At 59.4% G+C, this 11,426-nt stretch carries 10 protein-coding genes; all 10 read left to right on the forward strand.

The window, feature by feature from the left end; all coding sequences use genetic code 11:
* The coding region (locus WA354_RS15420; RefSeq protein ID WP_472813909.1) for a metallopeptidase TldD-related protein at positions 1-453 on the forward strand (453 nt) is incomplete at its 5' end.
* A 164-nt stretch (positions 454-617) separates the two neighbouring features.
* Positions 618-1,976: an excinuclease ABC subunit C gene (locus WA354_RS15425; RefSeq protein ID WP_472813910.1), complete on the forward strand. Its 1,359-nt coding sequence runs from the start codon at positions 618-620 to the stop codon at positions 1,974-1,976.
* Between the two features lie 25 nt (positions 1,977-2,001).
* Positions 2,002-2,586 (forward strand): hypothetical protein, encoded by a 585-nt coding sequence (locus WA354_RS15430; RefSeq protein ID WP_472813911.1) that lies wholly within the window; start codon positions 2,002-2,004, stop codon positions 2,584-2,586.
* Between the two features lie 86 nt (positions 2,587-2,672).
* Positions 2,673-3,341 carry a ribulose-phosphate 3-epimerase gene (gene rpe, locus WA354_RS15435; RefSeq protein WP_472813912.1) on the forward strand — a complete coding sequence of 223 codons (669 nt, stop codon included), beginning with the start codon at positions 2,673-2,675 and terminating at the stop codon, positions 3,339-3,341.
* Between the two features lie 57 nt (positions 3,342-3,398).
* Positions 3,399-4,925: an outer membrane protein assembly factor BamD gene (bamD, locus tag WA354_RS15440; protein WP_472813913.1), complete on the forward strand. Its 1,527-nt coding sequence runs from the start codon at positions 3,399-3,401 to the stop codon at positions 4,923-4,925.
* A gap of 192 nt (positions 4,926-5,117) precedes the next feature.
* On the forward strand, positions 5,118-7,892 hold the full coding sequence (locus WA354_RS15445) for a valine--tRNA ligase (protein ID WP_472813914.1): 2,775 nt from the start codon (positions 5,118-5,120) through the stop codon (positions 7,890-7,892).
* Positions 7,893-7,905: 13 nt separating this feature from the next.
* Complete coding sequence (locus WA354_RS15450) at positions 7,906-8,628, forward strand: J domain-containing protein (protein WP_472813915.1); 723 nt, start codon at positions 7,906-7,908, stop codon at positions 8,626-8,628.
* A gap of 18 nt (positions 8,629-8,646) precedes the next feature.
* The gene (nadC, locus tag WA354_RS15455; RefSeq protein ID WP_472813916.1) at positions 8,647-9,537 is read left to right on the forward strand and encodes a carboxylating nicotinate-nucleotide diphosphorylase; all 891 of its coding nucleotides are present in this window, start codon (positions 8,647-8,649) and stop codon (positions 9,535-9,537) included.
* Positions 9,538-9,539: 2 nt separating this feature from the next.
* On the forward strand, positions 9,540-10,325 hold the full coding sequence (locus WA354_RS15460; RefSeq protein ID WP_472813917.1) for a biotin--[acetyl-CoA-carboxylase] ligase: 786 nt from the start codon (positions 9,540-9,542) through the stop codon (positions 10,323-10,325).
* 8 nt (positions 10,326-10,333) lie between these two features.
* Complete coding sequence (locus WA354_RS15465) at positions 10,334-11,185, forward strand: type III pantothenate kinase (protein WP_472813918.1); 852 nt, start codon at positions 10,334-10,336, stop codon at positions 11,183-11,185.
* The last annotated feature ends 241 nt before the right edge of the window (positions 11,186-11,426 follow it).

Genomic DNA, 11,426 nt, shown 5'->3' on the forward strand with positions numbered 1-11,426 from the left:
GGTCTACCGTCGCGGCGGACTGTTGTCGTTGAGGGCGGTGTGCTGCGGAACTACATGCTGAACTCGTATGCGGCGCGGAAGCTGGGGATGAAGTCTACGCATAACGCTTCGCGGGGGTTGGCGGGAGCGCCGGGAATCGGCTGCGGAAATTTGTACCTCGAACCGGGAACGCAGAGTCCGGAGGAGATTATCTCTGGAGTGAAGGCGGGGCTGTACGTCACCAGCCTGATGGGGTTCGGCACCAATATCGTGACTGGCGATTACTCGCGCGGCGCGGCGGGATTGTGGATCGAGAACGGACAACTGACGCACGCGGTCGAGGAGATCACGATTGCCGGCCACCTGGCAGAGATGCTGATGAATGTTGCGGCGATTGGAAATGACCTGGTGTTTCGAGGGTCGGTGGCGTCGCCAACGCTGCGGATTGACGGGATGACGATTGCGGGAGCGTGAAGGGGTAGCCACGCTGGCGCGCGTGTTGGCGGAGTCGGCCGCGGTTTGCGCGTGGTAGCGGAGTTAGCGATTCCGGGTGCGAAATTTGGCTGGTTGATCACTTAGCAAGTTAGCTGCGCTTCGCGCGATAGCGAGTTAGCGGGTCCGGGCAGAGCGAGACTTTGATGCTTGTGAACGAAAACTCGATGGAGCAGATTCCCTTCGATCCGGCTGACGCTAAGGCGGCGCTGAGCCAGTTGCCTGCGAGCCCGGCGGTGTTTGCGCTTTATGGGGCGGAGGCGAAGGACGAGCCTTACATTGGGCGCACACCTAACTTGCGCGGACGGCTGGAGCGGCTGCTGCAGCCCTCGGCGAAGCATCCTCGGAGACTGCAGTTGGCGGGGCGGGTACGGCGGATTGCGTTTCGGCGAACAGGGTCGGACTTTGAATCGCTGCTGATTCAGTTTTCATTGCTCGAAGAGGTGTATGGCGCGAAGGTTCTGGAACGGATGCACCTTCGGGCTCCGGCGTTTGTGCGGTTTCTGGGCGGCAATCCTTACCCGCGAATTGTGGTGACGAACAAGCCGAGCCAGCGCGAAGCGGACTGGGCGTATGGGCCATTTGCTTCGCGGACGGCGGCGGAGCGATTTGGAGAAGAGGCGCTGAAGTTGTTTCTGCTGCGGCGATGTACCGACGATTTGAATCCTGACCCGAGCCATCCAGGATGCGTGTATTCGGAGATGAAGATGTGTCTTGCGCCCTGCTACAAGGGCTGCACGGATGAACGCTATGCCGAAGAAGCCGCGGCGGTGCAGGCATTTTTAGCTTCGCGGGGTGAAAGCAAGCTAGTTGTGTTGCGTGGCGAGCGCGATGCGGCTTCGGCGAATCTGGCATTTGAAGACGCGGCAACGTTGCATGCACAGGTGCAGAAGGTTGAGGCTGTGAGAGCGCTGGCGCCGGAACTGGTGCAGCCGATGAGCAAACTGCGGGCGGTGATCTTGCAGCCATGTGCGGTCGGGCCAACCGCGCCCTTGGCGCAGGAAGCCGGGGTCTCCGTTTTCATGTACGCCAATGGAAGGCTCAGAGGGCCGGTGGAGTTCTCGACGGTGGGAATGCGAATACAGAACGAGCAATCAGGATCGAGTTCGTTGTTTGCGCAGCCAATGGCACTGGAACCAGTGCCGGAGGAGCAGCAATCAGGGATTAGTCACCCCAACGAACATACTTCGTTCGTTGGGGGCCCCGACAGGGAACAGGGTATAGAAACACCTGTTGCGCAAAAGATTCCGCGGACGATGCTGGAGGCGCGGATGGAGGCGGTACACGACGAGTTGATGAAGCCGACGGAGTTGCCCAACGCAGTTGTGCGGCAGGGGCACCTGGCGTTGCTGAAGCGCTGGTACTACCGGCCGGAGGTGAAGCGCGAGGGTGAGGTTTGTTTTCCAGACGAGGAAGGCCGCTGGCCGATCAAGGCGCTGCTGCGGGCAGTTGGTCGTGTAGCCGCTAAAGCAATGACACATTCGCAAACGAGCGCAGCCAAATGATTGGTATTGGCGAGAACGAATCCGCATGACTACGAAGCTGGATCTTCGCGCGGAATTGTCTGTCACCAAACGCAAGATGGACTGTACGGGAGTGGCGGCGATTGCGGAGTGGATCTGCGACCGTCCCAAGCAAATCCCACGACTCGTGGAACTTCTGTGGGACGACAATGTGGCCGTTTCGAACCGTGCGGCAGATGTGCTGGAGAGGATCACGCGGGAGCCTTCGCCGGCGCTGCAGCGCGCTGTGGAGGCGCTCAGCGGAGAATTGATCGGGCTGCTCGAGGAGGCACGTGCTGCGAAGCTGCGCTGGAACCTGGCGCTTACTATTCCGCGACTGACTCTGAAGGGACCCGAGTGCTTCAGGGTGGCAGCTACGCTCACCGGCTGGCTCGACGGCGAATCCTCGGTCGTAAAGACTTCGGCGTTGCACGGGCTTGCTGATCTGGCGCGCAAGGAGCCTTCCCTGATCACGGGTGTGGTCGATTCGTTGCGAATGGCTGAACGGTCAGGGACGCCAGCGATGCGGGCTCGAAGTCGCATCCTTCTGAAAGAACTCGATAGCAACCGGAAGAAGAGGCAAAACCGAAGTTCGATCCATATGTTCGGCTGATACACTGACCGCGAAGGAAGGATCAAAGGAGCAGATAATTCAACTGCTTCCGGCCTCAAGATGATTGAACGTCTGCCATCAAAATTATGATTGAACTTCTGCCATCAATACTATCGGCGGATTTTGCGCACCTCGCGGAGGAAGTTGCCGCCGCGGAGCGGGGTGGCGGCACCGTGATCCATGTGGACGTCATGGACGGGCATTTCGTGCCCAATATCACCATTGGACCGCCGGTGGTGGCGAGCCTGCGCAAGGCGACCAAGCTGCCGTTGGATTGCCACCTGATGATTGAGAATCCAGACGAGTTTATCCCTGCCTTTGCCGATGCGGGGGCGAACTGGGTAAGCGTGCACTATGAGGCCTGTAGACACCTTCACCGCTCTCTGACGCACATTGCCGACCATGGAATGAAGCCTGGAGTGGTGCTGAATCCGGCGACGCGGGTGGAACTGATCCGCGACATTCTTCCCATGGTGCACCACGTACTGATCATGAGTGTCAATCCGGGTTTTGGGGGGCAGAGCTTTATACCTTTCGCGCTGGATAAGATCCGGCGGCTGGCCCAATTGCGCACGGAACTGGGGTTGGCATTTAAAATCGAAGTTGACGGCGGCGTGGCTCACGACACGGTCGCCCGGGTCGTCAAAGCAGGTGCGGAGCTATTGGTGGCCGGCAATGCTGTGTTTGGCGCCGGGCAGGCCGAGCGGGATGCCCGTGCTTTGCTGGCTGCGGCCCGCGAAGCCGCAGGTGAGTAAGTTCCAGACAATGCGTGAAACCGCGGCAGTTTTCCCCCTGCTGCACATTGAGGTGGTATGAACCGGTTGTCGAGAAGTTTTGCTGTGTTGGCGCTGGCGTCGCTGGTGCTGTCTGGGGTAACGGCTCAGGCCAAAGAAAAGAATCCCAAACACAAGAAAAACCAGGATTTAAGCGCTAATCCGCTGGCGAACGTGAACTCGAAGCAGCCCGATAAGGAGCTCTTCGATAAGGCCATGGTCGCGATGAAGAAGGGCAAGTACGATGTGGCGCGGCTCGACCTGCAAACCATGCTCAATACTTATCCCGATTCGGAATACCGGATGCGCGCCAAGCTAGCGGTAGGCGACAGCTGGTTTAAAGAGGGTGGCACGGCTGCTTTGACGCAGGCCGAGAGCGAATACAAGGATTTCATTACCTTCTTCCCCAACGCTCCTGAGGCCGCTGAAGCGCAGATGAAGGTGGGCGACATCTACTACCAGCAGATGGAAAAGCCCGACCGGGATTGGAACAACGCGCAGGATGCGGAGAAGGAATACCGGACCATGATCAACATGTTCCCGGACTCGCCGCTGATTCCGCGTGCCAAGCAGAAACTGCGCGACGTGCAGGAGGTGCTGGCGGAGCGGGAAACGCAGATCGGTCTATACTACGGCGCCAAGGAGAACTTCCCTGCCTCGATCGCGCGGCTGCAGACAGTGGTGGACACCTACCCCCTCTACTCCAGAAGCGACCAGGCGCTGCTGGCGATCGGCGACGCTTACGCGGGTGAAGCGCGAATGGTACAGATCGCGCCCGGTATAAACCCGGCAGTGCGTGAGCGCCTGCACACGCTCTACGAGGATAAAGCAGCGGCGGCCTATGCCAAGGTGATCACGCGGTACCCGATGGCGCCACGTGTCGAGGACGCACGCGACCGGCTGGTGGCCATGAACAAACCCGTGCCGGAACCGACCGACGCGGCGGTAGCAGAAAACGACGCAGAACAGAAGAGCGAACGGCCAATCCGCTTCACAGACAATATTCTTGGAATCATCAAGCGCGGTCCCACAGTGGTGGAGGCGGCACACGTGGGTGAGCCCTCGCTCGACGATCCGAAGCGCACGCTGGCACCCGACATCACGAAAGAAAACATCGCGCTCTTCAATGAGGCGGCCAACGCGGGCAAACCGGCAACGGCGGCTCCGGTTACGCCAACCGGTCCCAATGAGCCGCCGCGCAGCGATCAGCCCTCGGCAGCACCTGAGCTTGCGGCTCCGGCGGGTGGAAGCGGAGTTGGGGTCACGATTGTGAATGCGCCCAACGGAAACGCATCTGCGCCGTCTGGGACTGAAGCGGCGCCTGCGACAGGTGCTGCTGCTGATCCCAATGCGCTGGTGAAACCGGTGGGGCCAACCAATGAAGCTCTGCCGCCGGTGGATAAGCCGGCTGAAGCGCCCGACCAGGTGAATGACATCAAGCCCGGTACGGCACAGCAGCAGACCGCCGCAGACGCCGCGAAGAAGAAGCCGAAGGCCAATCTGGATGAGGAATCCTCAAGCAAGAAGAAAAAGAAGAAGGGCCTGGGCAAGCTGAATCCGTTCTAGGTAGAAGCATTTTCAGAGACACAAAGGCCGCATCCATACCGGATGCGGCTTTTGTTTTTGCGCCTGGAGGCGACGGTCACGACGGCGGGCGCGGGCGCTGAATCTGCTAGAGTGAAGAGTGGTCCCCCTGTCTGAAATCCTTGTGAAATCTGGGTTTCTGCGCAAAATCCCGGGGGCTCGTTGACGACCCCCATGCCGCACGATTTGCCTAAAGCATACGACCCGACCGCCATTGAGGATCACTGGGCGGAGTACTGGGTGCGCGAGAAGCTCTTCGCCCAGCCGACGCCGAATCCAGAGGATCGCCTGGACGGCGAGTCCTCTTTTACGATTCTGCTGCCCCCGCCCAATGTGACAGGCAATCTGCACATGGGGCACATGTTCGAGCACACCGAGAGCGACATTCTCATTCGGTGGCACCGCATGCGCGGGGATCGCGTGCTCTGGATCCCGGGCACGGACCATGCCGGCATTGCTACGCAGATGCTTGTCGAGCGGCAGATAACGACCGAGGGCACGACGCGTCAGCAGATGGGCCGCGAAAAGTTCGTTGAGCGCGTCTGGGAGTGGCGGCGGCACTACGGCGGCGCGATTCTCGGGCAGATGAAGAGGCTGGGCGCATCCGTCGATTGGGACCGCGAGTATTTCACGATGGACGAGCGGCTATCGGTGGCTGTGCGTGAGGCGTTTGTACGGCTTTACGAGCAGGGGCTCATCTATCGTGGCGCCTACATCGTGAACTGGTGCCCGCGCTGCCAGACGGCTATCAGCGATCTGGAAGTGGTTTACGACGAGCACAAGGGACATCTTTGGGAGATCAAGTACCCGGTCATTGGAGCCGACGGCAAGGATACGGGCGAATTTCTGACGGTGGCGACGACGCGGCCTGAAACAATGCTGGGCGACGTGGCTGTCGCTGTGCACCCGGCGGATGAGCGCTACAAGCATCTGCATGGGAAAAAGCTGCGCCTGCCGCTGGTGGGACGCGAGATTCCGGTGGTGCTTGATGAATGGGTGAGCCCGGAATTCGGCACCGGCGCGGTGAAGGTGACGCCGGCGCACGATCCCAACGATTTTGCGCTGGGTCAGCGGCACGATTTGCCTTCGATCAACGTGATGGACGATACCGCGCACATCAATTCCGAAGGCGGCGTGTACGCGGGGCTGGACAGATTTGTCGCGCGCAAGAAGATTGTCGCGGATCTCGAAGAGATGAGCCTCCTGGCGGGGATCAAGGACCACGTCAACAACGTGGGGCATTGCGACCGCTGCAAGACGGTGGTGGAGCCGCGGCTGTCGCTGCAGTGGTTCGTCAAGATTCAGCCGCTTGCTGACAAGGCGATTGCGGCGGTGAAGGAAGGACACATCAAGTTCACACCGGAGATGTACGGGAAGACGTACCTGAACTGGATGGAGAACATCCACGACTGGTGCATCTCGCGGCAGCTCTGGTGGGGGCATCGCATCCCGGCGTGGCATTGCTCGGTCTGCCACAAGATCGCCGTGGGTCGCGAGGATCCGACGAAGTGCGGGCACTGCGGTTCAGAGAAATTGACGCAATCGACGGACGTGCTGGATACGTGGTTTTCTTCCGGGCTGCTACCGGTGTCGGTGTTTGGGTGGCCGAATATTACGGCGGAGAATCGTGCGGATTTCGATGCCTTTTATCCGACGAGCCTGCTGGTTACGGGATTCGACATTCTGTTTTTCTGGGTTGCCCGGATGATTATGCTGGGCTGCTGGTTTTCTACCGATGTACCGATGCCGGATGGCAGCCCGAGGCCTCTTGGGGAATCCGTTCCTTATCGCGAGGTCTACATTCACGCGCTGGTGCGGGATGCGAACCGCGAGAAGATGTCGAAGACCAAGGGCAACGTTGTCGATCCGATTGAGATTGTGAAGCAGTACGGGACCGATGCGGTGCGATTCACGCTGGCGTCGATGGCCTCGCCCGGAACGGATATTGCGTTCAACGTGGCGCGCACCGAGGGCTATCGAGCGTTCGCGAACAAGATATGGAATGCGGCGCGATTCTTGTTCATGAATGTGGATCGGGCTGCCGAGGTCGGGATTGGCGTTGACATGGCTGCGTTGGGCGGGATGCCGACCGCCGGGCCGGACGCTCCGCTCGAATCGGGATGGATTGTTGCCGAATTGAATACGACAGCAGGCAAGGTCAACCAGGCACTTGAAAACTATCGATTCGACGATGCCGCGAATACGATCTACCAGTTTTTCTGGGGAAGTTTCTGCGACTGGTATCTCGAGATTGTCAAGCTGAGTCTCGATTTCGGCGAGAACGCCGAGAAGGACCGGACGAAGGCATCGCTCACAACGCTTGTGACTGTATTCGAGGCATCGCTTCGATTGCTGTCACCGTTCATGCCGTTCTTGACCGAAGAAGTCTGGCACGCCCTATTCGATGGCAACCCTCCCGCAAAGTCAATCGCGCTGACAGGGTTCCCGCAGGCCAGGGATTCAGAGGCGGATTCTGCAGCTCTGGGGCAGATGGCCTTGTTGCAGGAGCTTATCGTCGAGGTCCGCGGACTGCGCAAGGAGATTGGCGTCGAAGAGAAGGCCGTCGTGCCGCTTGAGGTTCGCGTTGACGCGGATTTAAAGGTTGCCATCGGCGAGAATCTCGCAATTGTGGAGCGCTTGGCCCGCGTGAGCGAGGTGCGATTTGTTGACCATATCTCGCCAGGGCTCGCCAAACATTCCACGCCGCAATTCGACGTGGCAATCGTCTACGAGCGCACCATCGATGTCATCGCCGAGCGCGAGCGCTTGACCAAAGACATCGCAAAACTCGAAAAAGGTCTGGCATCAGCGGAGCGTCAGTTGGGCAATGATGGATTTTTGGCGAAGGCGCCAGCGCATATTGTCGAGGGCCTGAAGAAGCAGGAATCCGAAACCCGGCTTCTGCTCGAGAAGGCGCGGGCCGCGCTCAATGCGCTGCCGCCCGCGTGAGCGACGCTAGCGAATGGCGTGTGCATGCAGAGATTGCCTTGAGCATTCCAGAACGCTGGGAATTGCGAACACGCCACGGTCGAAATCTGCAATCCATAAGGCGTATCGTGCGGCGGCGAAACTATGGCACCCCGACCGTTTTGAGGGCAATCAGCACAAGCGCCTCGAGGCAGAAGAGCGATTCAAGCGCATTCACGCAGCCTATCTCGCCTTGTGCGAGCACTTCGAGAGTCCTGCAAAAAGGCAGCGCGAAGCTGAATTCGTTACGCCGATTCAACCGAATCCTCGGCCCACCATTCATTTCGGGGACGCACCGGGTTGTTTTGCCGCGCCGAATTTCCCTGACTACGTTCGGAAAGCCGTTGAGGCCGCCCACCTGGACAGTACGGAAATTCCGATTGGATTTATTGATTTGTCGGGGGGAAAGGCGCGGGCTGCGCGCTACATTCTTTTAGGCAACCACAAAATGTACATTCGCGACGCCTCGGGAATCCTCTCGGTGGTCTGGTATGTGGACATGGGCGAAATCAACCTCGTCGACCTGCAGGCGCAGAACAAGGCGGGGACGTGGCAAAGAATTGCCGAGACCATCGCGGGAAAAGCGCAACGCTACGCGCTGCACATCAATCGGCTGGATGGAAGCAGGTTTCGCGTGCTGACGGACGATCCGGATGACAGGGTGAAGAAAGTTGTTTATAACTTTCTACGACAAATGAAGTCAAATTCGCAGTCTTGAACATCGAAAGAAGAACGAATGGACTGGAAGAGCCACCGCGTAGACGCATTGCTGGAGCAGGCCCTGCTGGAAGACAAGGCCGTCAGCGATGCCACAACCAACGTGACCATCGATCCCAACCTGCGCGCTTCGGGTTCGATCATCGCGCGCCAGGAGATGGTGGTGGCGGGGCTGGGGGCGGTGCCGCGCTTTCTTGAGATTTTTGCCCGGCTCGATCCGCGGCCGGCTGCACATACACGATTCGACGTGGTCAGCCATCCGGAGATATTTGACGGCGTGCGCGTGCACAAGGGACAGGTACTGGCAGTGATTCGCCACAACGCGCGCGTGCTGCTGAGTTGCGAGCGCGTGATCCTGAACCTGATGCAGCACCTGAGCGGCATCGCCACGTTGACGCGACAATATGTCGACGCGATCCAGGGGACAAAAGCGCGTGTGCTTGACACACGCAAGACTGTACCGGGGCTGCGCGCGCTGGAGAAATACGCGGTTCTTTGCGGCGGCGGCACCAATCACCGGCTCGATCTTTCCTCGGGCATTCTGATCAAGAACAACCACATTTCGCTGGGTGGCGGATTGCGTACGGCGCTGACGAATGCTCTGGAGAAGCGCAAGCCGGGCAATCGCGTGCAGGTGGAAGTGCGCACGCAGAAGGAACTGGAAGAGGCGATTGAATGCGGCGCCGAGGCCATCCTGCTCGACAACATGTCGCCCGCGCAGGTGAAGGCCGCGGTGGAACGCATCCACACGGAAGAGCGATGGATTCCGATTGAGGCGTCGGGCGGCATTGTGCTCGACAACATTCGCGCTTATGCCGACGCGGGGCCGGACTTCATCAGCGTAGGGGCGCTGACGCACTCGGCGAAGGCCGCGGACATTTCCATGAGCATTGTTGCGGAGCCAGCGTAGGCGTGTACGACCTTGTCGCACTGGAGGCAGAACTTGCCGGAAGTATCTTTGCAGGCAAGCTGCATTTCTCTTCCGTAACCGGATCAACCAATGCTGATGCGCTTGCAGCAGCGCGTGATGGGGCGCTTCACGGGTCCGTCTTTTTTACCGATGAGCAGACGGCGGGTCGTGGGCGCGGCGATCACAGCTGGCAGTCGGTTGCCGGAGAGGGCCTTTACGTAAGTGTCCTCTTGCGTCCGGACATTGTTCCGGCGTACCTGCCGATGATTCCGCTCACCGCGGGGCTCGCTGCTGCGGGGGCTATCGGCGCGGCGGCCGGATTGAATGTCGACATTCGCTGGCCAAATGATCTCCTCCTTGGCGATCGTAAAATGGGCGGCATTCTGGTCGAGTCCAGGACCGATGCAAACGGTGCCGCTTTCGCCGTCATCGGAATCGGAATTAATGTTCACCAGCAAGGCTTCGATCCCAACCTGTCCACTCCCGCAACCTCGCTGGACATCGAATCCGGCCGCACCATTAGCCGCCAGGCGTTACTGATTGCCCTGCTAAAATCGCTGCAGCAAGAAGTGTGGGGACTATACGATTCCGTCATTGTTGCCGCTATTCCCGCGCGTGTTGCGCTGATGTCTACGTGGATATGGAATCGCCGCGTTGAGGTTCACGGACCGCAAGCGTGCGTGGGCGTCACGGCCGGTTTGGATGCGAACGGTTTTCTATTGGTGCGCACCCATCGTGGAATTGTGACGGTGCAAACAGGCGGGATTCGCGCCGCCGAGGTTGAATAAGGAAGAAGATGCTGCTGGCAGTCGACGTTGGAAACACAAATACGGTACTGGGTCTTTACCGACTCGACGCGGAGGCGGGGCTTCCGCCGAAGGGCAAAGTTGTTGCCGCCAAGGACCGCTTCGACCTGACGGCACATTGGCGCCTCACCACGCATCGTACGCAGACCGTGGACGAATACGGCGTGTTTTTTGTGAAGCTGTTTGAGATGCATGGCTTGTCGCCGAGCCAGGTTACACACATCATCATCTCTTCCGTTGTTCCTCCGCTGGACTCTACGCTGCGGCAGGTGTGCGAGACGTACTTTCACCTCGAACCGCTTTTCGTTGAGCCCGGTATCAAGACGGGAATGCCGGTGCTGGTCGACAATCCGACCGAACTTGGTGCCGATCGCCTCGCCGATTGCATCGCTGCCATCGAGCGCTATGGCGGTCCATGCATCGTGGTGGATTTTGGCACGGCGACGAAGTTCGAGGTTATCTCAGACAAGGGTGAATACCTCGGAGGCGCGATTGCGCCGGGACTGGGACTGAGCGCCGAGGCACTGTTTTCGCGCGCCGCGCGTCTGAGCCGGGTGGAAATCAAGAGGCCTGCTAAGGTTATCGGCACCAATACGGTGGGGCACTTGCAGAGTGGCCTGTACTACGGCTACATCGGGTTGGTGGACGGCATACTGGAACGCATCTTTGCCGAGCTCGGCCAGAAGCCGCGCGTGATTGCAACCGGTGGACTGGCGCGGATGGTCTCAGCGGATTCGCACTACATCTCGGAGATCGACGAACTGCTTACGCTCGACGGGCTGCGTATTCTGTTTGAGCGTAATCGCACTGCGCGGCCACGCGGGCGCGCACACCAGGCTTAAGTGCTCAACTACTTCAACTTTGTCAAGAGAATCGTGGGGATGTTTTGTTTGTTGCGCTTGCGGGGCGCGGTGGTGTCTGCGTGGACACCTTGCATTCTCTGAAGCCCGCTATCCATGCGGGGTTCGGTGTCCTCGATGGACACTCACACGTTAGCACAATTGCAGTGTGAGCGCGCGCACGTGCTGTTTGGTTATCGGACACAAACGATACTTTCGAGTCTGGAAAAGTGGGGCCGCGCGG

It is taken from the genome of Occallatibacter sp. (assembly GCF_049802275.1).
In the GTDB taxonomy this organism is placed as follows: Bacteria; Acidobacteriota; Terriglobia; order Terriglobales; family Acidobacteriaceae; genus Telmatobacter.

Excerpts from the sequence above, each read along its gene's own strand:
- nadC (WP_472813916.1), top strand. The coding sequence starts at position 8,647 with ATGGACTGGAAGAGCCACCGCGTAGACGCATTGCTGGAGCAGGCCCTG.
- WA354_RS15430 (WP_472813911.1), top strand. The coding sequence starts at position 2,002 with ATGACTACGAAGCTGGATCTTCGCGCGGAATTGTCTGTCACCAAACGC.
- rpe (WP_472813912.1), top strand. The coding sequence starts at position 2,673 with ATGATTGAACTTCTGCCATCAATACTATCGGCGGATTTTGCGCACCTC.
- WA354_RS15465 (WP_472813918.1), top strand. The coding sequence starts at position 10,334 with ATGCTGCTGGCAGTCGACGTTGGAAACACAAATACGGTACTGGGTCTT.
- WA354_RS15425 (WP_472813910.1), top strand. The coding sequence starts at position 618 with ATGCTTGTGAACGAAAACTCGATGGAGCAGATTCCCTTCGATCCGGCT.
- bamD (WP_472813913.1), top strand. The coding sequence starts at position 3,399 with ATGAACCGGTTGTCGAGAAGTTTTGCTGTGTTGGCGCTGGCGTCGCTG.
- WA354_RS15445 (WP_472813914.1), top strand. The coding sequence starts at position 5,118 with ATGCCGCACGATTTGCCTAAAGCATACGACCCGACCGCCATTGAGGAT.
- WA354_RS15450 (WP_472813915.1), top strand. The coding sequence starts at position 7,906 with ATGGCGTGTGCATGCAGAGATTGCCTTGAGCATTCCAGAACGCTGGGA.